The organism is Pseudomonas sp. NPDC089743, assembly GCF_044748785.1.
In the GTDB taxonomy this organism is placed as follows: Bacteria; Pseudomonadota; Gammaproteobacteria; order Pseudomonadales; family Pseudomonadaceae; genus Aquipseudomonas; species Aquipseudomonas putida_X.
Window position 1 is genome coordinate 132,763 of sequence record NZ_JBIVGS010000003.1, and the last position, 26,947, is coordinate 159,709.

21 protein-coding genes are annotated in these 26,947 nt (G+C 62.8%); 14 read left to right on the top strand and 7 right to left on the bottom strand.

What is annotated here, in order from left to right; genetic code table 11:
* Positions 1-11: 11 nt before the first annotated feature.
* Positions 12-977: a 2-hydroxyacid dehydrogenase gene (locus tag ACIPZC_RS07490; RefSeq protein ID WP_241806344.1), complete on the bottom strand. Its 966-nt coding sequence runs from the start codon at positions 975-977 to the stop codon at positions 12-14.
* A gap of 161 nt (positions 978-1,138) precedes the next feature.
* Here ACIPZC_RS07490 and ACIPZC_RS07495 point away from each other — a divergent pair, with 161 nt between their 5' ends.
* The 8 genes from ACIPZC_RS07495 (at position 1,139) to ACIPZC_RS07530 (ending at position 13,502) form a co-directional block, all read left to right on the top strand.
* The gene (locus tag ACIPZC_RS07495; RefSeq protein WP_241806345.1) at positions 1,139-2,821 is read left to right on the top strand and encodes a fatty acid--CoA ligase; all 1,683 of its coding nucleotides are present in this window, start codon (positions 1,139-1,141) and stop codon (positions 2,819-2,821) included.
* A 331-nt stretch (positions 2,822-3,152) separates the two neighbouring features.
* Entirely contained in the window at positions 3,153-5,072 is a 1,920-nt protein-coding gene (locus ACIPZC_RS07500; RefSeq protein WP_400625978.1) for a DUF1302 domain-containing protein, read from the top strand.
* A gap of 25 nt (positions 5,073-5,097) precedes the next feature.
* Positions 5,098-6,462, top strand: a complete 1,365-nt coding sequence (locus ACIPZC_RS07505; RefSeq protein ID WP_400625980.1) for a DUF1329 domain-containing protein — start codon at positions 5,098-5,100, stop codon at positions 6,460-6,462.
* 273 nt (positions 6,463-6,735) lie between these two features.
* Complete coding sequence (locus ACIPZC_RS07510) at positions 6,736-9,453, top strand: LuxR C-terminal-related transcriptional regulator (RefSeq protein WP_400625982.1); 2,718 nt, start codon at positions 6,736-6,738, stop codon at positions 9,451-9,453.
* A gap of 159 nt (positions 9,454-9,612) precedes the next feature.
* On the top strand, positions 9,613-11,220 hold the full coding sequence (locus tag ACIPZC_RS07515) for a tetratricopeptide repeat-containing response regulator (protein ID WP_241806349.1): 1,608 nt from the start codon (positions 9,613-9,615) through the stop codon (positions 11,218-11,220).
* Positions 11,217-11,909, top strand: coding sequence for a sensor histidine kinase KdpD (locus ACIPZC_RS07520; protein WP_241806350.1), 693 nt, complete (start codon positions 11,217-11,219; stop codon positions 11,907-11,909). The genes ACIPZC_RS07515 and ACIPZC_RS07520 overlap by 4 nt, the downstream gene beginning before the upstream one ends.
* A 116-nt stretch (positions 11,910-12,025) precedes the next feature.
* Positions 12,026-12,670 (top strand): MBL fold metallo-hydrolase, encoded by a 645-nt coding sequence (locus tag ACIPZC_RS07525; protein ID WP_241806351.1) that lies wholly within the window; start codon positions 12,026-12,028, stop codon positions 12,668-12,670.
* Positions 12,671-12,779: 109 nt separating this feature from the next.
* On the top strand, positions 12,780-13,502 hold the full coding sequence (locus ACIPZC_RS07530; RefSeq protein ID WP_241806352.1) for an OmpA family protein: 723 nt from the start codon (positions 12,780-12,782) through the stop codon (positions 13,500-13,502).
* Between the two features lie 43 nt (positions 13,503-13,545).
* Here ACIPZC_RS07530 and pta read toward each other — a convergent pair whose 3' ends face one another.
* Positions 13,546-15,633, bottom strand: coding sequence for a phosphate acetyltransferase (pta, locus tag ACIPZC_RS07535; protein WP_400625985.1), 2,088 nt, complete (start codon positions 15,631-15,633; stop codon positions 13,546-13,548).
* Positions 15,634-15,664: 31 nt separating this feature from the next.
* The gene (locus tag ACIPZC_RS07540) at positions 15,665-15,967 is read right to left on the bottom strand and encodes a DUF3565 domain-containing protein (RefSeq protein WP_241806354.1); all 303 of its coding nucleotides are present in this window, start codon (positions 15,965-15,967) and stop codon (positions 15,665-15,667) included.
* On the opposite strand from ACIPZC_RS07540, the gene ACIPZC_RS07545 reads away from it, so the two are divergent.
* The 3 genes from ACIPZC_RS07545 (at position 15,966) to ACIPZC_RS07555 (ending at position 18,304) form a co-directional block, all read left to right on the top strand.
* Positions 15,966-16,451, top strand: coding sequence for a peptidylprolyl isomerase (locus tag ACIPZC_RS07545; protein ID WP_241806355.1), 486 nt, complete (start codon positions 15,966-15,968; stop codon positions 16,449-16,451). The two genes, ACIPZC_RS07540 and ACIPZC_RS07545, sit on opposite strands and share 2 nt — an antisense overlap.
* A 142-nt stretch (positions 16,452-16,593) precedes the next feature.
* Entirely contained in the window at positions 16,594-17,076 is a 483-nt protein-coding gene (locus ACIPZC_RS07550) for a glutathione peroxidase (RefSeq protein WP_046784531.1), read from the top strand.
* A 124-nt stretch (positions 17,077-17,200) separates the two neighbouring features.
* Entirely contained in the window at positions 17,201-18,304 is a 1,104-nt protein-coding gene (locus ACIPZC_RS07555) for an NADH:flavin oxidoreductase (RefSeq protein WP_400625988.1), read from the top strand.
* Here ACIPZC_RS07555 and ACIPZC_RS07560 read toward each other — a convergent pair.
* On the bottom strand, positions 18,273-19,487 hold the full coding sequence (locus ACIPZC_RS07560) for a glycosyltransferase family 4 protein (RefSeq protein WP_400625990.1): 1,215 nt from the start codon (positions 19,485-19,487) through the stop codon (positions 18,273-18,275). The two genes, ACIPZC_RS07555 and ACIPZC_RS07560, sit on opposite strands and share 32 nt — an antisense overlap.
* 174 nt (positions 19,488-19,661) lie before the next feature.
* Here ACIPZC_RS07560 and ACIPZC_RS07565 point away from each other — a divergent pair, with 174 nt between their 5' ends.
* Positions 19,662-20,978, top strand: a complete 1,317-nt coding sequence (locus tag ACIPZC_RS07565) for a methyl-accepting chemotaxis protein (RefSeq protein ID WP_400625992.1) — start codon at positions 19,662-19,664, stop codon at positions 20,976-20,978.
* Positions 20,979-21,042: 64 nt separating this feature from the next.
* Here ACIPZC_RS07565 and ACIPZC_RS07570 read toward each other — a convergent pair whose 3' ends face one another.
* Both ACIPZC_RS07570 and cysZ read right to left on the bottom strand, forming a co-directional pair.
* Complete coding sequence (locus tag ACIPZC_RS07570) at positions 21,043-21,420, bottom strand: hypothetical protein (protein ID WP_400625994.1); 378 nt, start codon at positions 21,418-21,420, stop codon at positions 21,043-21,045.
* A gap of 92 nt (positions 21,421-21,512) precedes the next feature.
* A complete protein-coding gene (gene cysZ / locus ACIPZC_RS07575; protein WP_400625996.1) occupies positions 21,513-22,238 on the bottom strand; it encodes a sulfate transporter CysZ in 726 nt (241 codons plus the stop codon).
* A 330-nt stretch (positions 22,239-22,568) separates the two neighbouring features.
* Between cysZ and trxB the strand changes: the two genes are divergently transcribed.
* Positions 22,569-23,531 (top strand): thioredoxin-disulfide reductase, encoded by a 963-nt coding sequence (gene trxB / locus ACIPZC_RS07580; protein ID WP_003247318.1) that lies wholly within the window; start codon positions 22,569-22,571, stop codon positions 23,529-23,531.
* A 138-nt stretch (positions 23,532-23,669) separates the two neighbouring features.
* Here trxB and nadC read toward each other — a convergent pair whose 3' ends face one another.
* Positions 23,670-24,518: a carboxylating nicotinate-nucleotide diphosphorylase gene (gene nadC, locus ACIPZC_RS07585; RefSeq protein ID WP_400625998.1), complete on the bottom strand. Its 849-nt coding sequence runs from the start codon at positions 24,516-24,518 to the stop codon at positions 23,670-23,672.
* Positions 24,519-24,760: 242 nt separating this feature from the next.
* Between nadC and ACIPZC_RS07590 the strand changes: the two genes are divergently transcribed.
* A complete protein-coding gene (locus ACIPZC_RS07590) occupies positions 24,761-26,923 on the top strand; it encodes a DUF1631 domain-containing protein (RefSeq protein ID WP_400626000.1) in 2,163 nt (720 codons plus the stop codon).
* Positions 26,924-26,947 lie beyond the last annotated feature (24 nt).

A 26,947-nucleotide genomic window follows, 5' to 3' on the forward strand; every position in this document is an offset into this window, starting at 1 on the left:
TGCCCTTGCGCTCAGCTGACCACGCGGCGTGGCTGGCCGGCAAAGAATGCCTGGGTGTTCTCGCTGAGCTGGCCGACGATGCGCTGGCGCGACTCCACCGCGCCCCAGGCGCTATGCGGTGTGATCAGCAGGCGTGGGATGTCGCTGGCCAACAGCGGGTTGCCGTTGACCGGTGGCTCGACGCTCAGTACATCGGTGGCGGCGCCGCCCAGATGGCCGCGACGCAGGGTTTCAGCCAGGGCGTGCTCGTCGATCAGGCCGCCACGGGCAGTATTGACCACCAGCGCGCCGGGCTTGAGCAAGGCCAGCTCACGTGCACCGATCATATGCCGGGTGTGTTCGTTGAGAGGGCAGTGCAGGGTCAGGGCATCGACTTGCGGCAGCAATTCGTCCAGCGGCAGGCGATCGTCGCGCGCCGGGCGCCCGGGGATCTGCCCGCTCAACACGCGCATGCCAAAGGCTTGCGCCAGCCGCGCGACGGCGCCACCGAGTTCACCATGGCCGAGCAGGCCCAGGGTTTTGCCTTCCAGTTCCACGATCGGGAAGTCCAGCAGGCAGAACTGGCTGGCCTTGGCCCATTGCCCCTCGGCCACCGCCCGGTTGTAGTCGCACAGGCGCGTGGCCAACGCCAGCAGCAGGGCCAGAGTGTGTTGTGCCACCGAGGGTGTGCCGTAGCCCTGGCAGTTGCAGACCGTGATGCCCTGGGCGCGGGCGGCAGCCAGGTCGACGTTGTTGGTGCCGGTGGCGGCGACCAGGATCAGCTTGAGCTGTGGGTTGGCAGCCAGGGCGTTGGCGTCGAGCATGACCTTGTTGCTGATCACCGCAACGGCGCCCTGCAGGCGCTCGGCTACCTGATCCGGGCGGGTGGCGTCGTACAGTTCGAAGGCGTCGAACTGGCTCTGCAGCGGTGACAGGTCGAGGTCACCAAGGTCCAGGGATTTATGGTCGAGAAACACGGCGCGACGCGGGCTGGGCATAGGTACGGCTCCAGTGGCAGGGCAAGGGTTGGTCCATCGACCGCACAATGCCACTCATACCTCGCGCAGCCAAATCATTCCTTCGGCTGATTTGACCGTCACATTGACGAACTACAGTAGGTAACAGACTTGTCCGGCCAGCTTTTCAAGAAGGGATAACCATGCTGCAGACCCGCATCATCAAGCCCGCCGAGGGCGCCTACAGCTTTCCTCTGCTGATCAAACGCCTGCTGATGTCCGGCAGCCGCTATGAAAAGACCCGCGAAATCGTCTATCGCGACCAGTTGCGGCTGACTTATCCACAGCTCAACGAACGTATCGCCCGCCTGGCCAACGTGCTGACCGAAGCCGGGGTCAAGGCCGGTGACACCGTGGCGGTGATGGATTGGGACAGCCACCGTTATCTGGAATGCATGTTCGCCATCCCGATGATCGGCGCGGTGGTGCACACCATCAACGTGCGCCTGTCGCCTGAGCAGATCCTCTACACCATGAACCACGCCGAGGACCGCTTCGTGCTGGTCAACAGCGATTTTGTCGGCCTTTACCAGTCCATTGCCGGGCAGTTGACCACGGTCGACAAGACCCTGCTGCTGACCGATGGCCCGGACAAGACCGCCGAGTTGCCGAACCTGGTGGGCGAGTACGAGCAGTTGCTCGCTGCGGCCAGCGCGCAGTACGACTTCCCGGACTTCGACGAGAACTCGGTCGCCACCACGTTCTACACCACCGGCACCACAGGTAACCCCAAGGGCGTTTACTTCACCCATCGCCAGTTGGTGCTGCACACCTTGGCCGAGGCTTCGGTGACCGGCAGTATCGACAGCGTCCGCCTGCTTGGCAGCAATGATGTGTACATGCCCATCACCCCCATGTTTCACGTGCATGCCTGGGGCATCCCGTATGCGGCCACCATGCTCGGCATGAAGCAGGTGTACCCGGGCCGGTACGAGCCCGACATGCTGATCAAGCTGTGGCGGGACGAAAAGGTCACCTTCTCGCACTGCGTGCCCACCATCCTGCAGATGTTGCTCAATTGCCCGAGCTCCCAGGGCCAGCACTTCGGCGGCTGGAAGATCATCATCGGTGGCAGCGCGCTCAACCGCTCGCTTTATCAGGCGGCGCTGGCCCGGGGCATTCAGCTGACTGCAGCCTATGGCATGTCCGAGACATGCCCGCTGATTTCTGCTGCGCACCTGAACGATGAGCTGCAGGCCGGCAGCGAAGACGAACGCGTGACCTACCGCATCAAGGCGGGTGTGCCGGTGCCACTGGTGGAGGCAGCGATCGTCGATGGCGATGGCAATTTCCTCCCGGCAGATGGCGAGACTCAAGGCGAACTGGTGTTGCGTGCCCCGTGGTTGACCATGGGCTATTTCAAGGAACCGCAGAAAAGCGAGGAGCTGTGGCAGGGTGGCTGGCTGCACACCGGTGACGTCGCCACACTCGACGGCATGGGTTACATAGACATCCGCGACCGCATCAAAGACGTTATCAAGACCGGGGGCGAATGGATCTCCTCTCTGGACCTCGAGGACCTGATCAGCCGCCATCCTGATGTGCGTGAGGTTGCCGTGGTTGGGGTCGCCGACCCGCAGTGGGGTGAGCGCCCGTTCGCCCTGCTGGTGGTGCGTGACGGCCAGATGGTCGATGCCAAGGCGTTGAAGGAGCACCTCAAGCCGTTTGTGGAACAAGGGCACATCAACAAGTGGGCGATTCCCTGCCAGATCGCCGTTGTTACAGAAATTCCCAAGACCAGTGTCGGGAAACTCGACAAGAAGCGCATCCGCCAGGACATCGTCCAGTGGCAGGCAAGTAACAGCGCCTTCCTTTCCACGCTGTAGCCGCATGGCGGGTCGTGTGCCCCGCGACACGACCCGCAGGCCAGAGCGGCTGGCACCTTGCCATTCAGTAAAAATCGGCCATGCTTGAGCACTGCCGGTGCGCAACCTGGTTACACGCCAGGGCGAATTGGCCAAGGGAATGCAAATCACACTTTAGAGGGATCAAGCACCTTGGTCGGCTGGCTATAGTCGGGGCCAGGGGATTTTCAGGAATGGGGGAGGGCGACACGCGCAACACGTGTCGTCACGGGCGCAAGCCCGAACACCGGTCGCACGGGCCGTTCTTGAAAGGACTCACTGCCATAACAAAAAAGTACATGGAGTAGCGTCGATGACATCTGCATACCCGTTCTGGCGTCGGGCCAAGCTGCCTTTGGCCGTCAGCCTTGCTTCCACGCTCGCAAGCCCTGCTTTCGCGGTCAGTTTCAACATCGGGGAAATCGAAGGCCAGTTCGACTCGTCGCTCTCTGTCGGGGCCAGCTGGTCGACCGCCAACCCGAACAGCAACCTGATCGGCGCCAACAACGGCGGCAAGGGTCTTTCGCAAACTTCGGACGATGGTCACCTCAACTTCAAGAAAGGTGAAACCTTCTCGAAGATCTTCAAAGGCATCCATGACCTTGAACTGAAGTACGGGGACACCGGCATCTTCGTGCGGGGCAAGTACTGGTACGACTTCGAACTCAAGGACGAAAACCGCGAGTTCAAGGACATCAGCGATTCAAACCGCAAAGAGGGCGCAAAATCCTCTGGCGCCGAACTGCTCGACGCGTTCGTCTATCACAACTACGCCATTGGTGATCAGCCAGGCTCGGTGCGTCTGGGCAAGCAGGTGGTGAGCTGGGGGGAAAGTACCTTCATCGGCGGCGGCATCAACGCAGTCAACCCGATCGACGTTTCTGCGTTCCGCCGGCCAGGGGCTGAAATCAAGGAAGGCCTGATTCCGGTCAACATGTTCTACGTCTCGCAAAGCCTCACCGACAACCTGTCGGCCGAAGCTTTCTACCAGATCGAGTGGGACCAGACCGTTGTCGACAACTGCGGCACCTTCTTCTCCCAGCCCGACGTGATCGCCGACGGCTGTGACAACAACCTGGCCGTGCTGGCCACGCAAAACACCTTGGCCAGCCGGCTTGGGCCGCTGGCTGCGCCTGTCGCGGCCACTCTGGCTGCACGTGGTGTGAGTTACGGCTCCCCCGATGAGGGCGTGATCGTGCGCCGTGGCGCTGACCGCGATGCCCGGGACAGTGGCCAGTTTGGCGTTGCATTGCGCTATATGTATGAGCCGCTCAATACCGAGTTCGGTGGCTACTTCATGAACTACCACAGCCGTGCGCCGATCTTCAGTGGTCGCGGTGCCGATGCCCAGTTCTACGATCCAGCCGGCCTGGCGGGCGCGCTGGTCAGTGCGGGTGTGCCGGCTGCTGCGCTGGCGAGCCTGTTGCCAAGCCTCATGCCATTGCAGGTTGCAGGGAACTCCAGCTACTACGTGGAGTATCCGGAGGACATCCGCCTGTATGGTCTGAGCTTCTCGACCACACTGCCTACCGGTACCGCCTGGAGCGGGGAGGTCAGCTACCGGCCGAACGCTCCAGTGCAGCTCAATACCACCGATATCCTCTACTCGGGCCTGACGCCGCTCAACCCAGATGTGTCTGTGTTGCAGGGCACACCTGGTGCCGACCAGCCTGGCTATCGTCGCAAGGAAATCACCCAGCTGCAGACCACCTTCACCCACTTCTTCGATCAGGTGATGGGTGCCGAGCGGCTGACCATGGTCGGCGAAATCGGCTGGACCCACGTCGGTGGCCTGGAAAGCACCTCCAAGATGCGTTACGGGCGTGACCCGGTGTTCGGCCCGGGGCCTCTGCCCAACGGCCAGTGCGAGGCGCTCAACAGCAGTACCCTGGGCACCGCCGATGCCAACAACGTATCGCGCTACTGCGAGAACGATGGCTATACCACGTCTGATTCCTGGGGCTATCGCGTCCGTGCGATCTGGGACTACAACAACGTCTTTGCCGGTGTGAACCTGCGCCCCAGCCTGGCCTGGTCGCATGACGTCGATGGTTACTCGCCGGGCCCTGGCGGCAACTTCGAGGAAGGCCGCAAGGCCGTCAGCCTTGGGCTGGACGCCGAGTATCAGCAGACCTACACCGCGAGCCTGTCGTACACCAATTTCTTCGACGGCAAGTACAGCACCGTGGATGATCGCGACTTCGTCGCCCTCAGCTTCGGCGTGAACTTCTAAGCACACAGATCCAGGACGACACGACATGAACAAGACCAGAAGTCTGCTGCAAGCCGGTGTACTGGGCCTGTCCCTGCTGGCAACCAGCGTCATGGCTGCGGTTTCCGCCGATGAAGCGGCAAAGCTGGGCAGCACCCTGACCCCGATGGGCGCGGAAAAGGCCGGAAACGCCGACGGTTCCATCGGCCCGTGGCAGCCGCTGTCAAAGACTGCAGGCAGCGTCGATGCCAAGGGTTTCCTTTCCGACCCCTATGCCAGCGACAAGCCACTGTTCACCATCACCGCGCAGAACGTTGACCAGTACAAGGACAAGCTGTCGCCAGGCCAGGTGGCAATGTTCAAGCGCTACCCGGAAACCTTCAAGATCCCGGTGTACAAGACCCACCGCGGTTCCACGGTACCTGACGATGTGTTCGCCGCCATCAAGAAGAATGCCACCGCGACCACGCTGGTCGAAGGCGGCAACGGCCTGAACAACTTCCAGACCGCCGTGCCATTCCCGATTCCCAAGAGTGGCATCGAGGTTATCTGGAACCACATCACCCGCTACCGTGGCGGCAGCGTCAGCCGTTTGGTAACCCAGGCCACGCCGCAGCAGAACGGCTCCTACAGCCTGGTGTACTTCGCCGACCAGTTCGTCTTTCGCGACAAGATGAAGGACTTCGATCCGAACAACCCGGGCAACGTCCTCTTCTACTTCAAGCAGGAGGTGACCGCACCGGCACGCCTGGCCGGTACCGTGCTGCTGGTGCACGAAACCCTCGACCAGGTGAAAGAGCCACGCAAGGCCTGGATCTACAACGCCGGCCAGCGTCGCGTGCGCCAGGCACCGCAGGTGTCGTATGACGGGCCAGGTACCGCAGCCGACGGCCTGCGTACCTCGGACAACCTGGACATGTACAACGGTGCGCCAGACCGCTACGACTGGAAGCTTGAAGGCAAGAAGGAGATGTACATCGCCTCCAACGCTTACAAGCTCGACGATCCGAAGCTCAAGTACGCCGACATCCTCAAGGCCGGTCACATCAATCAGGACCTGACCCGTTACGAGCTGCGCCGGGTCTGGCATGTGGTCGCGACGCTCAAGCCGGGCCAGCGCCACATCTATGCCAAGCGCGACTTCTATATCGACGAGGACACCTGGCAGGCAGCGGTGATCGACCAGTATGACGGCCGCGGCCAGCTGTGGCGGGTTTCCGAGGCGCACGCCCAGGATTACTACAATGTGCAGGTACCGTGGTACACCCTGGAGGCCATCTACGACCTGCAATCGGGCCGTTACCTGGCCTTGGGCATGAAGAACGAGGAGAAGCGCGCCTACGACTTCGGCTTCAGTGCCAGCAAGGCAGATTTCCAGCCAGCTGCGCTGCGCCAGTCGGGTATTCGCTGACCCGCTAGTGTTTCACCCCTTGTGATACTCCCAGAACGCCCCGGCTTGCCGGGGCGTTTCTGTTACGGCCCCGCCATTGAGTCGCCGGCGCAGTCATAAAGCGGGTGAATATCTCGCTAAACCCTGCGCCAGCCCCCTGTCAATCAGCTCCGTCTTTTTTTGTCGTAGTCTTTTACGGGCCATTTGCGCCCATCATCTTCAAATGCTCCGCATTACCCGCTAGTCTCGGAACAATCCGTACTGCCGTAGTCTTCCAATCAGAACGAGCCGGCCATGACTGATTTGTCCCGTACGCATGGAGTCGCCAGCCAGGCCGTGGGCCTGCTGGACGGGCGTTTCTTCCGGCCGCCGCTGCCGCACGGCCACGTGCCGCGTGCGCGCCTGTGCCAGCGCTTGCAGGCTGGCCTCGGCGGCCGTTTGTTGCTGGTCAATGCACCGGCAGGCTTTGGCAAGAGCTCCTTGGCCATGGAGTTCTGCGAGGCGCTGCCCGACCATTGGCGCAGCCTCTGGCTGGGGCTGAGCCAGCGCGATGCCGACCCGGGCCGTTTTCTCGAGCGCTTGCTAGAGGGCCTGCAGCAGTACTGCCCGGCGTTGGGCGGCCAGGCCATGGGCCTGCTGAAAATGCGCCAGCGCCACCAACCCTTCGCCTTCGAGGAATGGATCGACAGCTTGCTCGACGAGTTGGCGTTGTACCTGCAAGCTGACACACCGCTGCTGCTGGTGCTGGACGACTATCACCTGGCCCAGGGGCCAGTGCTCGATCGCTGCCTGCAGTTTTTTCTCAACCACTTGCCGGCCGGCTTGGTGTTGCTGGTCACCAGCCGCCAGCGGCCAGACTGGCACCTGGCGCGGCTGCGGCTCTCGCGGCAACTTATCGAGATCAACGAGCAGGAGCTGCGCCTGACGCCCGACGAGGCCCTGGCCGTTATCGGACGCCAGCCTACAGGCCTGCGCGGCCAGGCCTTGGACAACCTGATCCAGCGCAGCGACGGCTGGGTTGCCGGATTGCGGTTCTGGCAACTGGCAGCCAGCGAGTCCGGCGACGAGCATGCGCTGCCCCAGGCTCTGCATGGCGGTGAAGGGCTGATCCGCGATTATCTGCTGGAAGAAGTCATCGAAATCCTGCCGGAAGACGTGCAGGCGTTTCTGTTCGACACGGCGTGCCAGGAGCGCTTCTGCGCGGCGTTGTGCGATGCCCTGCGCGAGCGCGACGACAGCGCGGCCATCCTGCATTACCTGCAGGCGCACCAGGTGTTTCTGGTGCCGCTGGACGAGCATGGCCACTGGTATCGCTACCATCACCTGTTCTCCGACCTGTTACGCAGCCGCCAGTCCAACGAACCGCAGGCGCACCTGCACCTGCGTGCCTGCCGTTGGTTCCAGGCTCAGGGGCTGCTTGACGAAGCGGTGGAGCAAGCCCTGCGGGCTGGCCATCTGGACGTTGCCGCTGACCTGGTGCAGAGCCTGTCGGAGGAGCAGCTGTTGGCCGAGCAGAACGTCGGCATGCTGCTGCGCTGGAAGATGGACTTGCCCGACAGCCTGCTGATCAGTACGCCCCGGCTGATCGTGCTGTACAGCTGGGCGCTGGGCCTGGCGTGCCAGTTGGACGCCGCCGAAGAGCTGGCAAGCTACCTCAGCCGCTTTTTGCCAGCGCCTTCAGCCACCGCGCAACGCTCCATGCTGGCCCAGTGGCTGGCCTTGAGCGGGGTAATCGCACGTGGCCGCGGTGATCGCGAACGCACCCTGGCCTATTGTGGTGAGGCGCTGCAAAGCCTGCCTTGCAAACGTTACGGGCAGCGTCTGGTGTGCCTGTCGACGCTGTCCAACCTGGCCATTGCCGATGGCGACTTCTGGCGGGCGCGTGGTTGGAACCGCGAGGCGCTGGAGCTGGCCCAGCGGGTTGGCAACCCTTTGTTCGAAGCCTTGGCGCACTACGACCGTGCCCGGGTGCTGCATGCCAGGGGCGAGGCACTGCGCGCGCTGGATGAAGTACGCCAAGGGCTGCACCGCCTCCAGGGCCTCGCGGCGCAGCGGCTGTATGCCGTGCGCGCGCGGCTGACGTTGTACGAGGGTTACCTGCTGGTGACGCGCCTGCAACCTGCGCAAGGGCGTGCGCGCTTGCGTGCGGGGCTGGGCGAGGCGCGCGCCTGCCGCGATATCAGCGTGCTGATAGGCCACTGCGTGATCGCAACCCTCGACGGCCGTGAAGGGCGCTACGCCGACGCCTTCGCCGAGTTGGCCGAAGCCGAGAGGCTGATGCATATCTGGGATGTGCCGCCGATCTTCTACCTGGCCATGATCACGCTGGTGAAGTGCGAGTTGTGGCTGGCGCAGGGGCGTATCGACCTGGCTGAGTCCTGGCTGCTGCGCCTGGGCCAGACGTACGGTGGCGAACAGCCGGCGGCGGCGCCGGAGTTCCACCCGTTGTTACCGCTGCACATCGAGCTGCAGCAGGCCTTGCTCGAACGCATCCAAGGCCGCAGTGAGGATGCCGCTGCGCGCCTGCGCGGCCTGGTCGAGCGCGGGCAGGTAAGCGGCGGCATGATGCTGACCCTCAGCGCGCTGTGCCAACTGATGGCCTTGTCGTTGGAGCAGGGTGCCGAGGCGCAGGCTGCCGAGCGTTTGCCCGTGGCCCTGGCAGCAGCCCAAGGCGGAGTGATGCAGCCGTTTCAGTGGTTGATCGAGCAGCACCCGCTGTGGCTTCGCGAGCAGCTGCTCGCACGGCCCGCCTGCAAGGTTCAGGTGGAGCTGCTGGCTCGTCTGCCCGAGCTGGCGGCGCCGAGTAGCGGCACGTGCGAGGCGCTGAGTGGTCGTGAGCTGGCAGTGCTGGAGTTGATCGCCCAAGGCTGCTCGAACCAGCAGATCAGCGAGCGCCTGTTCATCTCCTTGCACACGGTCAAGACCCACGCCAGCCATATCAACAGCAAACTCGGGGTAGAGCGGCGTACCCAGGCGGTGGCACGGGCCAAGTCGTTGGGCCTGCTGGCCTGATGCCGGCCGTTGACAGCCTGGCCGGATAAACGACCGCCCAGGCCAGCCTCTGGCTGCTGCACGGCCTGCCCTCATCTTTTGCGCCTGCCTGCCGATACACGTTTCGGCGGTATGCATCGCCGCACGCCACCCTCCCATCATCCAATACAGGTCGTGTTGATGCTGCAGTACGGGCAAAAGAGCTTTCTGATCGTCGATGACTTCACCGACTTTCGCACGTCGACGCGCTCCATGCTGCGCGAGCTGGGCGTGCGTGACGTCGACACTGCCGACAGCGGTGAGCAGGCCCTGCGCATGTGCGGGCAAAAGCGCTATGACTACATTCTTCAGGATTTCCACCTTGGGGATGGCAAGAAGAACGGCCAGCAAGTGCTGGAGGACATGATCCTCGACAAGCTGATCAGCCATGAGTGCGTGTTCATCATGGTGACCGCCGAGAGTAGCCAGGCCATCGTGCTCAGCGCCCTGGAGCACGAGCCCGATGCCTACCTGACCAAACCGTTCAACCGGGTAGGCCTGGCTCAGCGCCTGGACAAGCTGACGCAGCGCAAGACCTTGCTCAAGCCGATCCTGCAGGCCCTGGACCGCGGCCGCCCGGCCGAAGTGCTGGCAGCGTGCGCCGAGTTGTGCAAGAAGGACCCGCGTTTCGCGCCCCTGTGCCTGCGTTACCGGGCTGATGCTTTACGCGATCTGAACCGCTTCGACGAGCTGGAAAAGTTCCTCAAGGGCATTCTCGCCAGCCGTCCGCAGCCGTGGGTGTATGCGGCATTGGGCAGCCTGATGCACAAGCGTGGCCAGCATGCCCAGGCCCAGGGCGTTTATGAGCAGGCGCTCAAGGCCTTCCCGATCATGCCCGGGCTTTACGACGGCATGGCGGATGTTCTGGTGGCCCAAGGCGAGACCAAGCGCGCGCAGAACATGCTTGAAGAAGCCGTGCGCCTGTCGCCCCTGGCCGTACGCCGCCAGGCCGCGCTGGGCAAACTGGCGCTGGATAACGAAGACTTCGAAAGCGCCTCGAAGGCATTTCGCCATGCGGTGAACCAAGGCCAGAGCTCGCGCTACAAGGATGCAGAAAGCAACCTTGGGCTGGTGCAGGCCTTGATGAACAAGAACGCCGGCTTCGGCCTGGATGCACGTACCCGGGTCGAGATCAACACCGTGCTCAGCGAGGTGGCCAAGGACAACGTCGAGGATCAGGGCCTGCAAGTGCGTGCGCGCTTGATGAAGGCTGCCAGCCTGCAGCAGGCCGGTGATGCAGAGACCGCCGCCAAGCTGACCGAGCAGGCCCTGCAGCGGCTGGACAAGATGGACCAGTTCTTCTCGGTCGAAGCCGCCCTGACCGTGGCCAAACAGCTGCAGGCCCTGGGCCAGGAAGACGCCGGCGGGACGATCCTCAAGGGCTGTGTGGAAACCTACGGCGATGACCCGAAGGTCATGCAGAGTGTGGCCAAGCTGACGGATGACCCCACTGTGCTCGGGGCCGTCACCGAAGCGGTCGACCTCAACCGCCAGGGTGTACGCAGCTATCAGGCCGGGCAGCTCAATGAAGCCCTGCAGATGTTCCGCAAGGCCCTGTCACTGCAACCGAAGAACATCAGCATCGCCCTGAACACTGCCCAGGCGCTGTTGCGCATCGGTGGCGAAGCCACACCGCCGGCAATCATGCAGGAGTGTCGCAATTGCCTGACCAGCGTCGCGGGTATCCCTGCCAGCGACAGCCGGTATGACCGTTACCGCAAACTGCACATCAAGGTGTTCGGCGCATGAGCCAGGACAATCAGGGGCTGGATTTTTCCACGGTGATCGCCTCCACCGTGCACGACCTGAAAAACTCGTTGTCTGCACTGATCCAGTCCCACGACCAGTGGCTGGCGCGCCTGCCCGAGGCGCTGCGCGGGGGAACCGAGCAGGGCGTGATCGAGCACGAATTCCGCCACCTCAATGGCATGCTGGTACAAATGCTGGGCTTGTACAAACTGGGCGTGAACCAGCTGCCGGTGTGCCCGGATTATCACGAGCTGGACGACTTCATCGAAGCGCAGCTGGCGGCTCATCAGCAAGTGCTGGAGCACAACGATATCCTCGCCACCTGGCGCATCGACAGCGAAAATCCGCTGGGATTCTTCGACCGGGAACTGGTCGCTTCGGTGATTGCCAACGTGATCACCAATGCCACTCGCTATGCCGGCCATGCGCTATTGATCAGCATCGCGGAAGAAAACGAGCAATTGGTGATCAGCGTCAACGATGACGGCCCTGGCTACCCGGCCCGCATGCTTGAGCGGCAGCAGGATTATGTACAGGGCATCGATGCTCAGAGCGGCAGTACCGGGCTAGGCCTGTATTTCGCCGCGCGCATCGCTGCGCTGCATGAGCGCGATGGCGTGCGGGGGCGGATCGAGATCGCCAATGGTGGCGCGCTTGGCGGAGGCTTGTTCAGGTTGTATCTACCTTAGGCTCGATTTCACAGGCCCTGAAAGCTTCCAGACAGGCTTTCCATCCTCGACAACACCGCATAATTGCCTCCCTGGGGCGGGCAACGATAACATCCAGGCAGTCGTCAGGAGCCCCCATGAACACTGCCCCAACCACCCTCATCCGCGAAACCTTCCCCGTTGGGCCATTGCAGTGCAATTGCACCCTGATCGGCGATCCGCTGACCAAAAAGGCCATCGTCGTCGACCCCGGTGGTGACCCGGAGAAGATCCTCGCCCGCCTGCAGGCCCACGGCCTGACCCTGGTGAGCATCATCCACACCCATGCGCACTTCGATCATTTCCTCGCCTCGGGCAAGCTCAAGGAGCTGACCGGGGCCACCTTGCACCTGCACAAGGACGACCAAGTGCTGTGGGATAACCTGGAGATGCAGTGCCAGATGTTCGGTGTCCCTTATACCCCGGTGCCCTCACCAGACCGCTGGCTGGGTGACGATGAAGCGCTGGCCTGCGGCTGTGGCGTGGCGTTGCACACCCCCGGGCATACGCCGGGCTCGATGAGTTTCTGGTTCGCTGACGCCAAGCTGTTGGTGGCCGGGGACACCCTGTTCCGGCGTGGCATCGGCCGTACCGATTTGTGGGGCGGCGATCAGCGGGCTATCGTTCGCTCGATCAAGGAGCGGCTGTATCGTCTGGATGAAGATGCAATCGTGGTCACCGGCCACGGCCCTGATACCCGGCTGGGTGACGAGATGCGTGAGAACCCGTTCGTGCGGGCCTGAACCAGCATGAACAGTTCGTCATGGAATTTTTTTGTCTAAGCGCGATCCAAGGCTGGCATAGATGCATTCATGATGTGCCGCACACACGAATTATTGTAGGAGCTTGTCCATGTTCACCATGCGTCGCCTGATTATCGTCGCAACCGCTGCAGCCCTGATGACCGGCTGTGCCGGCCAGAACCCCTACGACAGCCAAGGTCAGGCGCAAGGTGGTTCGACCGGGATGAGCAAGACCGCCAAGTACGGCGGCCTGGGCGCGCTGGCCGGCGCCATCGCCGGTGCCGCCATCGACCATGACAACCGTGGCAAGGGCGCGCTGATCGGCGCCGCTGCGGTAGGTGCTGCCGCTGCGGGTTACGGTTACTACGCTGACAAGCAAGAAGCCGAACTGCGTGCGCAGATGGCCAACACCGGCGTCGAAGTGCAGCGCCAGGGCGATCAGATCAAGCTGATCATGCCGGGCAACATCACGTTCGCCACCGATTCGGCGAACATCGCACCAAGCTTCTACTCGCCACTGAACAACCTGGCTACCTCGTTCAAGCAGTTCAACCAGAACACCATCGAAGTGGTTGGTTTCACTGACAGCACTGGCAGCCGCCAGCACAACATGGACCTGTCGCAGCGCCGAGCCCAGGCAGTGAGCACCTATCTGACCTCGCAAGGCGTGGACGCATCGCGCGTGTCGGTGCGTGGCATGGGCCCGGACCAGCCGATCGCGAGCAACGCCGATGCCAATGGCCGTGCGCAGAACCGCCGCGTCGAGGTCAACCTCAAGCCTATCCCTGGCCAACAGTACGATCAGCAGGGGCAGGTGCAGCAGTACCCTTGAACCAGCAGGGCCGGCGATTGGGGCTGCAAAGCAGCCCCCGGTTTCAACGCACCACGCTGGCCTGAATGGCTGTCAGCGCGATCGTGTGCACGATATCGTCCACCTGAGCGCCCCGCGGCAGGTCGTTCACCGGTTTGCGCAGCCCTTGCAGCATTGGCCCCAGGCTAACGCCATCGGTACTGCGTTGCACCGCCTTGTGGGTGGTGTTACCCGTGTTCAGGTCTGGGAACACGAACACGGTGGCGCGCCCTGCCACTTGGCTGTTCGGCGCCAACTGGCGGGCGATGGCCGGGTTGGCGGCAGCGTCGTACTGTAGCGGGCCGTCGATCACAAGGCCCCGCTCGGCCTCTTGTGCCAGGCGCGTTGCTTCGCGCACCTTCTCGACTTCCTCGTCGCTCGCCGAGTCACTTGAATAGCTGATCATCGCCACCCGTGGCGCAATGCCGAAGGCTTGCGCCGATTCAGCGCTCTGCCGCGCGATTTCAGCCAGCTCGCTGGCGCTGGGGTGAGGGTTCATCACGCAGTCGCCGTACACCAGTACCTGCTCGGGGAACAGCATGAAAAAGACCGAAGACACCAGGCTGGCCCCGGGTGCGGTCTTGATCAGCTGCAGGGCAGGGCGGATGGTGTTGGCGGTGGAATGCACCAGGCCGGACACCAGGCCGTCGACCTCGTCCAGCGCAAGCATCATGGTGCCGATCACCACCGGGTCTTCCAGCTGTTGCTCAGCCATCGGCGCATTGAGGTTCTTGCTTTTGCGCAGGTCGACCATCGGCTCGACATAGCGCCCGCGAATCAACTCAGGGTCAAGGATTTCCAGGTCCGCCGGCAGTGTGATCCCCTGCGCACGAGCCACCGCTTCGACGTCCTCGGGCTTGGCCAGCAGCACGCAGCGGGCGATGCCCCGCGCCTGGCAGATCGCAGCGGCCTGTACCAACAAGGGTTCGGCGCCTTCGGGCAGGACAATACGTTTGTTGGCCTGCTGCGCCCGCTGTATCAGCTGGTAGCGGAACACTGCAGGTGACAGGCGCAGCTCACGTGGAGTACCACAGCGCTGGTGCAGCCAGGCAGCGTCGAGGTGGCTGGCGACGAAATCGGTGATGAACTCGGCGCGCTCACGGTCGTCCACCGGGATCTCGCGGTTGAGCGAGTTGAGCTGGTTGGCCGTGTCGTACGAACCGGTGCTGACCGAGAGGATCGGCAAGCCAGCCTGCAGAGCACCGCGGCACAGGCCGAGGATGCGTGCATCGGGCTTGCTGTCGCTGGTCAGCAGCAGGCCGGCCAGGGGCACGCCGTTGATCGCGGCCAGGCTCACCGCCAGAATGATGTCGTCGCGGTCGCCCGGGGTCACCACCAGGGTGCCTGGCGTAAGCAACGGCACGGTATTGGCCACGGTGCGTGCACAGATGATGATCTTGTTCATGCGCCGTTGCTCGTAGTCACCGGCATTGATCACCTGGGCGCCAAGCAGGTCGGCCACATCACGGGTGCGCGGGGCGTTGAGTTCGGGTTGGTAGGGGATGCAGCCGAGCAGCCTGAAATCGTTGCCGCGCAGCAGCGGCGAGTGCTCGCGCAGGCGTGCGGCGAATTCGGCCATGCTTTCGTCGGTGCGGACCTTGTTGAGGATCACCCCGAGCACTTTCGGGTCGCGCGGGCCACCGAACAGTTGGGCCTGCAACTCGACCCGCCCGGACAGTTCGCTGAGCACTTCGTTTTCTGGCGCCGACACCAGGATCACTTCGGCATCCAGGCTCTTGGCAAGGTGCAGGTTGACCCGTGCTGCGTAGCTGGCGTGGCGGGTCGGCACCATGCCTTCGACCACCACCACGTCGTTGCCCACGCAAGCCTGCTGGTATAGGCGGATGATTTCTTCGAGCAGTTCGTCGAGCTGGCCATCGCCGAGCATACGCTCGACCTGAGCGAGGCTCAGCGGCATTGGCGGTTTGATACCGTGGGTGCGTGCGACCAGTTCGCTGGAGCGTTCCGGGCCGGTATCCCCGGGGTGGGGCTGGGCGATCGGCTTGAAAAAACCGACCTTGAGCCCGGCGCGTTCCAACGTGCGCACCAGGCCGAGGCTGATGGATGTCAGGCCGACACCGAAGTCGGTCGGCGCAATGAAAAATGTCTGCATGCGTGCTTCTCGGAATAAGCGTTGCAAGGAATCAACGGCCAAGGGTATCGCTATCGGCCTCTTGTGCACACCAGCCACAGGCGAAAGCCTGGCCGATGCGCAGTGCACGCTGCTGGGGGTCGAGCACCCACGGGCGTGCCTGCCACGGCGGCTGATGGCGCAGGTGCTGGGTGTGGCCGCAGGACAGCTCGACCACCCAGTGGCCTTCGTGGTCCTGGTGAAAGCCCATGATCCGACTGATGGATCTCCCAGCCGCCGCGCTGCGTTCGCAATCGGGCGATGCGTTGGTTACACTTGTGCGCTCTACATTCTTTTGCAAAAGGTCTTGCCCCATGCTGATCGCCGCCAATAAGGCAGTCTCCATCGACTATACCCTGACCAACGACGCCGGGGAGACCATCGACAGCTCCGCCGGTGGCGCGCCGCTGGTCTACCTGCACGGCCACGCCAACATCATCCCGGGCCTGGAAAAAGCCCTGGAAGGCAAACAGGCTGGCGATGAACTGAACGTCAGCGTCGAGCCTGAAGAGGCTTACGGCGAATACCTGGCCGAACTGGTCAGCACCCTGAACCGCAGCATGTTCGAAGGTGTCGACCAAGTGGAAGTGGGCATGCAGTTCCATGCCTCGGCACCGGATGGCCAGATGCAGATCGTCACCATCCGTGACGTGGACGGCGACGACGTGACTGTCGACGGCAACCACCCGCTGGCCGGCCAGCGTCTGAACTTCCAGGTCAAGGTCGTCAACGTGCGTGATGCCAGCGAAGAAGAAATCGCTCACCGTCACGTCCACGGTGAAGGTGGCCATCACCACTGATTTTCTGCGCTAAGCTCAGAAAGTCGCCAGGCGCTCGGACAAGCCGACATACCTCCCCGCGAGGTGCACGGCTTGGATGAGCGCCTTTTTAGTGGGCGCTGTTCGCCCCAGCGGCAACCGGGAACCTGAGAGGGGATTCATCATGAGTGCATTTCACGACCTGACGTTAAAGGCGCTTAACGGCCAGGACCTGCCTTTGGCACCGTTCAAGGGCCAGGTAGTGCTGGTGGTCAATGTCGCCTCCAAGTGTGGCCTGACGCCGCAATACGCTTCGCTGGAAAAGCTGCAGCAGCAGTTCAAGGGTAAGGGCTTCAACGTGCTTGGCTTGCCCTGTAACCAGTTCGCCGGCCAGGAGCCGGGCAGCGAGAAGGAAATCCAGGAGTTCTGCAGCCTCAACTATGGCGTGAGCTTCCCGTTGGGGGCCAAGCTCGAGGTCAACGGGCCGCAGCGTCATTCGCTGTACCGCCTGCTGGCGGGTGAGGGCGCGGAGTTTCCTGGCGATATCAGCTGGAACTTCGAAAAGTTTCTGGTGGGCAAGGACGGGCGGGTGTTGGCGCGTTTCGCACCGCGTACGGCGCCGGATGATCCAACCGTGGTGCAAGCCATCGAGAAAGCGTTGGGCTGACGATCCCTGGGGCCGCTTCGCGCCCCCAGCGATACCGCAGAATCACCCCGATCAATAATGCTGGGCCATGCCTTCCACTGGCCCTAACCTCAGGCGTATTTCCTCACCCAGACGGAAGCGCCCAATGTCCACCCACCCCCTCTTCCAGCCATTCACCCTCGGCGCGCTCCAGTTGCCGACCCGTGTCGTGATGGCGCCGATGACCCGTACCTTCTGCCCAGGCGGCGTACCGCACGACGGCGTGGTCGAGTACTACCGCCGCCGCGCCGCCGCAGGTGTGGGCCTGATCATCACTGAAGGCACCACGGTCGAACACAAGGCTGCCAACGGTTATGCCCATGTCCCGCGTTTTCATGGCGAAGATGCCTTGGCCGGTTGGGCGCGCGTAGTCGATGCTGTCCATGCCGAAGGTGGGCGTATCGTGCCGCAGTTGTGGCATGTGGGTGCGGTTCGCCGCCTGGGCACCGAGCCGGACCCGGAAGTGCCGGGCTATGGGCCAAGCGAAAAGGCCAAGGATGGCCAGGTGCTGGTGCACGGCATGACACACGATGATATCCGTGAGGTGATTGCCGCGTTCGCCACTGCAGCACGCGATGCCCAGGCCATCGGCATGGACGGCGTGGAAATCCATGGCGCCCACGGCTATCTGATCGACCAGTTCTTCTGGGCAGCCAGCAACCGCCGCGAGGATGAGTACGGCGGCGACCTGGCCGGCCGCTCGCGCTTTGCCATCGAGCTGATCCAGGCCGTGCGGGCGGCTGTGGGCCCTGACTTCCCGATCATCTTCCGCTTCTCGCAATGGAAGCAGCAGGATTACAACGCCCGCCTGGTTGAAACACCTGAGGCCCTGGCCGCGTTCCTCAAGCCCCTGTCCGACGCGGGTGTGGATATCTTTCATTGTTCGACGCGACGGTTCTGGGAACCGGAGTTCGAAGGTTCCGAGCTGAACCTCGCCGGTTGGACGCGCAAGCTGACTGGCAAACCGACCATTACCGTGGGTAGCGTCGGGCTCGACGGCGAGTTCCTGCAGTTCATGGTCGATACCGACAAGGTGGCCAAGCCTGCGAGCCTCGAAGGTTTGCTGCGCCGCCTGGGTGATGAGGAATTTGACCTGGTGGCCGTAGGCCGGGCTTTGCTGGTGGATGCCGAATGGGCGCAGAAGGTTCGCGAAGGCCGCGAAGCACAGGTGCTGCCGTTCAGCCGCGAGGCGCTGGCGACCCTGGCTTGACCGCCAGAGCGGTGCCTGCGGGCTCGCTACCCGCGCGCGCTAGCAGGCAAGCGTTGTACAGGTGCGTCTCGAATTGCTCGACGATCGCCGGCCAGCCTTGGCGGCTGGCGTGCTGGCGGGCATTCAGACGCACCCGGCGCAGGGTTTCGCTTTCTTCGAGCAGCCAGCAGGCGGCATCGATGAACGCCACCTGATCCCCGGGCATGGCCAGGGCGCCACTGTGCCCCTGGCGGATATGCTGGGCGGCGGCGGCTTCATCATAGGCCACCACCGCCAGCCCCGAGGCCATGGCTTCGAGCACTACATTGCCAAAAGTCTCGGTCAGGCTGGGGAACAGAAACAGGTCACCGCTGGCATAGTGCTCGGCCAGTGACTCACCTCGCTGGGCGCCACAGAACACGGCATCGGGCAACTGCTGTTCGAGCGCAGCGCGCTGCGGGCCGTCACCGACCACGATCAGGCGCAGCCGCTTGTGTGGATAAGTCTTCTTCAGGGCGTCCATACAGGGGCGTAGCAGCCCCAGATTCTTTTCTGCCGCCAGGCGCCCAACGTGCAGTACGGCGATGTCTTCAGAGCCCAACTCCCAGGTATCACGCATCGGCTGACTGCGCCTGGTCGGGTTGAACAGGCAGGCGTCCACCCCACGGGCCATCAACGCCAGGCGTTCGAAGCCACGCCGCTCCAGTTCCAGCTTCTGGCTGGCGCTGGGTACCAAGGTGGCACCGGTGCGTCGGTGGAACCAACGCAAGTAATGAGTGAGCAGCCGCGCCAGCAGGCCAAGGCCATAGCGGCCGCAATACTGCGGGAAATTGGTATGGAAACCGCTGACCACCGGGACGCCCAAGCGCCGGGCCGCCCGCAATGCGCTGAGCCCCAGAGGCCCTTGCGTGGCAATGTACAGCACATCCGGGCGCTGCCGGCGCCAGCGCCGCAATAGCGTGTGCATCGACACTTCGCCCCATTGCAGCCCCGGGTATCCCGGCAGGCCCCAGCCGCGGCACAGCAACAGGTGCTGATCGTCGCCTGCAGGCAATTCGCCGGCCTGGCGTGGCCGTACGATCTCGACCTGGTGGCCACGCTGTCGCAGGCCATCGCCAAGTTGGCCAAGTGTATTGGCCACGCCGTTGATTTCGGGTGGGAAGGTTTCGCTGACGAGGGTGATGCGCAGGGCTGGTGTGTTCATGAAAAAAGTTTCCGCTCGCCGCATTGCGCCCATGTGACAGCCTTGTGACGCGCCCGTGACGCCTGATCGCCGGCCGTTTCAGTGGGATGAATATTTCCTTGAACAGCACTCAAGAGCCCTGATAGGCAGCCGATGAAGATGCATCTGATCAGGTGACGCGCTCCGGGAGCGGTGATGTTCAACAGCAAGCTCAAAAAAGAAATCCAGCAACTGCGCGAGGAGCTTCATTCCATCGAGCAGATCAAGAACAGCCTGGACAGCGAAATGCTGGTGCTACAGCTCGACCCACAAGGGCGTATCGAGCTGGTCAACGGCAACTTCGAGAAAGAGATGCTGTACCGTAGCGAGCAACTGATCGGGCGCAGTATCGAAGAAATCGTGCCGGAACATGTGAAGAAGCTCGACTTCTACCAGCGCATGAAAAGCGCCATCCACCGCGGCGAACACCTCAATGGTGCCTTCCGCTTGCTGCGTGGCAACGGCGAAGAAGCCTGGCTGCGCTCGATCCTGCAACCGGTCAAGGGCAGTGATGGGCGCATCAGGCATTTCTCCATGCACTCCAGCGACCTGACCCGCACCATCGAGACCTCGCGCGAACACGAAAGCCTCATCAAGGCCTTGATGCGCTCCACTGCGGTGATCGAATTCAATCTTGACGGCTTGGTGCTGACTGCCAATGACCGCTTTCTGCAAACGCTGGGCTACAGCCTGGAGCAGGTTCGCGGCAAGCATCACCGCATGTTCTGCGAGCCGGAAGAAGCCAACTCGGCAGGCTATCAGGCATTCTGGGACAAGCTGCGCCGCGGTGAGTACGTGGCCGACCGCTTCAAGCGGATCGATGCCCATGGCCGTACCGTGTGGCTGGAGGCTTCCTACAACCCGATCATCGATGCCCATGATGTGCTGTACAAGGTAGTGAAGTTCGCCACCGTGATCACCGACCAGGTCAATCAGGAGCAAGCCGTGGCGCAGGCAGCGGACATCGCCTACACCACCTCGCTCGAAACCGACAGCAGCGCGCGCAAGGCTACCGATGTGGTGACCCAGACCGTCGAGGTGATGCGCGGCTTGGAGGGCTCGATGCAGGACGCCGCGGACGGTATCCAGGCGTTGGACAAACAGTCCAAGGTGATCGGCGCGATCATCAAGACCATCAGCGATATTGCCGGCCAGACCAACCTGCTGGCGCTCAACGCCGCCATCGAGGCCGCGCGTGCCGGGGAGCAGGGGCGTGGCTTCGCGGTGGTCGCCGACGAAGTGCGCCAGTTGGCTTCACGTACGAGTACCGCTACTGAAGAGATCGCCAAGGTCGTGCAGCAGAATGAGCAATTGGCCCAGGCGGCGGTGGACATCATCGATACCAGCAAGCGCCAGGCCGAACAGGGGCTTGCGCTGGCGGCGGATACCGGAGGCGTGATCGTCGAAATTCAGGAGGGGGCGAAGAAAGTGGTGGATGCGGTGGGGCAGTTTTCCAGTCAGCTGAGCCATTGATACGGTTGTCGTATGCCAACGCGAAAAACCCGGAGCAGATAGGCGCCGGGTACGCAGTCATGGGTCAGGCAATCAGTTGCTCGTAGACGTCACTGGCAATGGCAGCGAAGGTTTCGATACTGGCGTACTTGCCATCGATGCGGTGCTCGTCAGCGAACGAATGCGCGACACCGAAGACGCCGCTGGTCTCACCCCTGATGACCGGATGCTCATTGTTTTGCACAGCCTCGACCAGCAGGATTACCAGCGAGGCGCTGTGAGTCACCACCTGCTCACTTGGGTCATTGACGCTGTTGACGAACAGCGCGGAGGCCGGAAAATCGATGCCTTGGGCCTGCAACGCTTCATCCAGCCGCCAGTTGGCCTTGTGCTTGAGAATCTCGAAGCCTTGCAGGTGCTCAGGAATGCCAGACAGGTCCAAATAGTCTTTGTCATCGTTCATAGTGTTCAACTCCTGATTATCGGGCTGCGAAGGTGCGGCCCGATAATCAGTAGACAACGGCGGGTAATGCGGCTAGCCGTACATATGTCTCGCTAGCGCTCCCTCACCCAGAACAGCGTCGCCCCCGCCACCGCAGCCGGCATCATCAGCACGTTTACGCCTGGTATAAGCAACGCCAGGTACGTGATGCCACCGAAGCCCATCGACTGCCAGCGCTTCTCGCGCAACCAGGCCAGCATGTCCTGCCAGCTCATCTTGTTGTTGTCCGCCGGGTAGTCGATGTACTGGATGGCCATCATCCACACACCGAAGATCAGCCACAGCGGCGCGGCGATCACGTTGATCACCGGGATGAACGAGAGGATGAACAGCGCGATGGCCCGTGGCAGAAAGTAACCGAGCTTGCGCATTTCGCGGCCGAAGGTGCGTGGCACCATCGCCACCAGTTCGCCCCAGCTGAAGGCTGGGAAGTTATCCTCGCCACGCACCACCACCTCGACCTTTTCGGCCAGAAAGCCATTGAAAGGCGCGGCGATGATGTTGGCCACCAGGGTGAAGGTGAAGAACACCATCAGCACCAGCAAGGCGACGAAAAGCGGCCAGAGGATGTAGCTGAGAAAGCTCAGCCAGTCGGGCAGGGTTGGCAACAGGGCATCGAGCCAAAGGCCGAACTGGTGGCCGGCGAAGTAGATCATGCCGCCGAACAGCAGCAGGTTGATCGCCAACGGCAGCAGCACGAACAACCGCAGATTGGGGCTGAGCACCAGTTTCAGGCCTTCGCGCAGGTACTGGGGGCCGGAGAGGACAGGGGCTTGCATCGAGACGCTCCGCAGAGAAGGGAAAACGCGCTGACCTTACCGGCTTTGCCGCGCCGACGAAAGGCGGGCAGCGTGCGGGAAACTGCCTGTAACAAAAGCGCCAGGGCCTTTTTCGTAGGTGAAATTGACGTATAGAGGGTGCCTATGAGGTGGATTGTCGAAGGATATTTCCTTAATCTCTGCCACCTCGCTACAGTGCGCTCAACTTTCAGGTTTCGGACCTGCGCGTTGTAGCCTTCCCCAAGTGCTGCGTGGGTCCTTTTTAATTTCCAGCTGGCGCAGCCGGTATACCGATGCCGGCCCCTGAGGCCCGCTCGACAGGAGTTCGACATGTCTGAAGTACGTCATTCGCGCGTCATCATCCTCGGTTCCGGCCCTGCCGGTTACAGTGCGGCGGTGTACGCCGCCCGCGCCAACCTCAAGCCGCTGCTGATCACCGGCATGCAGGCTGGCGGCCAACTGACCACCACTACCGAAGTCGACAACTGGCCAGGCGACCCCCATGGCCTGACCGGCCCGGCGCTGATGCAGCGCATGCAGGAACACGCCGAGCGTTTCGAGACCGAGATCGTCTTCGACCACATCAACGCCGTGGACCTGGCCAACAAGCCCTTCACCCTGCAGGGTGACAGCGGCAAGTACACCTGCGACGCGCTGATCATCGCCACGGGTGCCAGCGCGCGCTACCTGGGCCTGCCGTCGGAAGAAACCTTCATGGGCAAGGGTGTGTCGGCTTGCGCTACCTGCGACGGCTTCTTCTACCGCAACAAGCCGGTGGCAGTGGTTGGCGGTGGTAACACTGCCGTGGAAGAGGCGTTGTACCTGGCCAACATCGCCAGCAAGGTAACCCTGGTGCACCGCCGCGAAACGTTCCGCGCCGAAAAGATCCTGGTCGACAAGCTCAACGCCCGCGTCGCCGAAGGCAAGATCGAGCTCAAGCTCAACGCTACCTTGGATGAAGTGCTGGGTGACAACATGGGCGTGACCGGTGCGCGCTTGAAGAACAACGATGGCAGCAGCGACGAAATCAAGGTCGACGGCGTGTTCATCGCTATCGGTCACACGCCGAACACCTCGCTGTTCGAAGGCCAGCTCACCCTGAAGGACGGCTACCTGGTGGTCAACGGCGGCCGTGAAGGCAACGCTACCGCCACCAATGTCGAAGGTGTGTTTGCCGCAGGCGACGTGGCTGACCACGTTTACCGCCAGGCGATCACCTCTGCTGGTGCCGGCTGCATGGCGGCGCTGGATGTCGAGCGTTACCTGGACGGCCTGGCCAACGCCTCGTTCTGATCTGTTGCCGGTTTTTAGCGTTTCAGGGCTGCTACGCAGCCCATCGCCGGCTTGCCGGCGATGGGCCGCAAAGCGGCCCCCATCCCAACACATCGCGCCATCTGGCCGGTGTTTTCTCTAGTCCCGGTTCAGCCCCCTTCAGAGGCTCAGGCGCATCGACAGGTCGACAGCCTTCACATCCTTGGTCATCGCACCAATGGAGATGTAGTCCACCCCAGTCTCGGCAATCACCCGCAGGGTGCTTTCAGTTACCCCGCCACTGGCCTCCAGCTTGGCTTTGCCAGCGGTAATGCGTACCGCTTCGCCCATTTCGTCCAGGCTCAGCTCATCGAGCATGATGATGTCAGCACCGGCGCTCAACGCCTGGCGCAGTTCATCCAGGCTTTCCACTTCGATTTCCACCGGCTTGCCCGGCGCAATGCGGTGGGCTGCCGCTACTGCTTCGGGCACACCGCCGCTGGCGGCAATATGGTTTTCCTTGATCAGGAACGCATCGAACAGGCCGATGCGGTGGTTGTGGCAGCCGCCGCAGGTCACCGCATATTTTTGCGCCAGGCGCAGGCCGGGCAGGGTCTTGCGGGTGTCGAGCAGTTGCACCTGGGTGCCTTCGACCAGGTCGGCGAGCGCACGGGCCCGCGTGGCCACGCCCGACAGCAGCTGCAGGAAGTTCAGCGCACTTCGCTCGCCGCTGAGCAGTGAACGTGCCGGGCCTTCGAGGTGGAACAGCGCCTGGTTGGCCGTGGCACGGTCACCATCGGCCACCTGCCAGTGCACCGCAACACGCGGATCGAGTTGACGGAACACGGCATCGACCCAGGCGGTGCCGGCAATCACGCAATCTTCGCGGGTGATGATGGTGGCCTTGGCCAGGCGCTCGGCCGGAATCAGCTGCGCGGTGATGTCGCCGCTGCCGATGTCCTCCAGCAGCGCGCGGCGCACGTTGGCTTCGATCTCGGCGGTCAGGTCGGCAAGGCGTAGGTTCGGCATGGTCGGCTCCACAAGCAAGTTGCCGGCGATTATAGGGCAGGGGGCCGCTGTTTACAGCCGCCTTGCAGCGGACCTTTGGTCAGGCCAAGTGAGCATTTGGCAAAAAATACAGTCATTTACCGGCGAGTGAAGCGGCGCTGGCAGGGATCGGCTTTTTTACCGATAATAGCGCCCAGTATTTGGCGTCATAGCTTTGACGATTTTCATATTTATCGAACACGTCGCCCAGCAAGGAGTTCGGGATGCATAAAGAAGGCAAGGTGGTGCCCTTGGCGGCCGCCATCGATCGAGGTGCGCGCACGCCCTTGCCTTGTCTGCCGATGCTGTTGCTGCAGGTGCGCGACAAGGCGGCGCTGCAATTGCGCCAAGGCTTGCAGGCCTTGTTCGACAACGCTGACGATACCCTTTTTGAAATGGCCGAGAAGGCTGCCGACCGTTTCGATCAGAACCTCTATTTCGAAGCCATGCGCGACCTGCGCCTCAAGCGCAAGAGCATCGAGCGCGGCTTTCTCGACACCTTCTACGAGACTTTCGCCCGCCTCGGGCAGCCCGAGCCGCTGGGTTTTGCAGCCGCCGATCACCCGCGGAACAAGGCTCAACAGGAGCGGGCCGCGACCGTCGACAAAATGGTCGCGCAGGTGCTGTCGCGTGACGGGCTTGCCCTGGATCAGTTGAGCCTGCGTTTGCAGGCCCTGCTCGACTGTACCCTGGACGCGCAAAAGAACCCGCTCGCACCTGGCGCATTATGTGGCTACTTCCTCGAAGCCGGGCGTAATCTGGGTGTTGGCCTGCGGGTCAAACTGGTCTTGCTGAAGCTGTTCGAACGCTATGTGCTGCGTGATACCGACGTGCTCTACGGCGAAGCCAACCAGTTGCTGGCCGCTGCCGGCGTGCTGGCTGAGCTGCCGCCTGCGCCGCGCCGGCGTGCCGAGGACCGTCGCCTGAGTTCGCGGCGCGCGCCTGCCAGCCTCAGGCCTGACGGGGCCATCGGCGCAGACAGTGCCGGGCAGGCTTTCTTCACCTCGTTGCAGGGGCTGCTGGCACCGGCGCGCGGGAGGATCGCGCCACGCTTGCAATCGATTGCCACGGCTCAGCCGATAAACACTGCCGACCTGCTGCGCCTGCTCACGCATTTGCAGCACTACGTGCCGGCCACCTTCGACGAAGACGATTTCGACCTTGGCCAGCAGCTCGAACAGTTGCTGTTGCGGGTGAGTGTGCGCAGTGGCACCCGCAGGCGCATTGCCACGGCCGACATAGACATGATCAACCTGGTCGGCCTGCTGTTCGATTACATCCAGGCCGATGACAACCTGCCGCACAGCCTGCGGGCGCTGATTGCACGCCTGCATATCCCGATGCTCAAGGTGGCACTGCTCGACAAAGGGCTGTTCAGCCGCGCCAGCCACCCTGCCCGGCGCTTGCTCAATGAGATCGCTGCCGCCTCGATCGGCTGGGAGACCGGCAGCGAAGGCCTGCGTGACAGCCTGCACCTGCGGGTAGAGCGCATCGTCCAGCGTCTGCTCAACGACTTCACCGAGGACGCGGCGGTGTTCGCCGAACTGCTGGAGGACTTCATGGCCTTCAGCCAGGATGAACGGCGGCGCAACGAACTGCTCGAGCAGCGCACCCGCGATGCCGAAGAAGGGCGTGCGCGGGCGGTGCAGGCTCGCCAGCAGGTGCAACAGGTACTCAATCAGCGCTTGCGCGGTAAGGTGCTGCCTCAAGTGGTCGTGCAGATGCTGGTACAAGCCTGGAGCCAGGTGCTGCTGCTGGCATGGCTCAAACAGGGTGAGGGCTCCTCGGCGTGGATCAACGCCCTTGCGACCATGGACACCTTGCTCGCCAGCATCCTGCCCCGGCGTGATCCGCAGGCCCTGCTGCAGCAAGTGCCCGGCCTGCTCAAGGCATTGCGCGAGGGGTTGGCCGGCGTGGCGCTGGACTCGCAGTCGACCCGCGACTTTTTCCAACAGCTCGAGCAACTGCACCTGCGTGCCTGCGCCGGGGCCGAACTGCCACCTGCCCCAGACGATCAGGCCCTGGCCGCAGTGCTGGTGGCTGAGGACATCGTGCTGGCAATGGCCGAAGAGCCCGCTTGTACGCCGCTGCACCCGCACGACGAGCACACCGCGCAGCTGCGTGCGGTACAGCGCCTGCGCATCGGCGCGTGGATAGAAGTGCTCGACGATGACGAGCCGTTGCGCTGCAAACTGGTGGCGCGTATCGACAGCAGTGACCGCCTGGTATTCGCCAACCGCACCGGCATGAAGGTACGCGAGTGGAACCTGCTGGGCCTCGCTCAAGCACTGCGCCTTGGTGAGGTGCGGCTACTGGACGACGGCCTGCTGTTCGAGCGGGCACTGGAGAGCGTGCTGGAAAGCTTGCGCCAGCAGCAGGTTCATTGACCTGCTGCTGCAGATTCACATGCA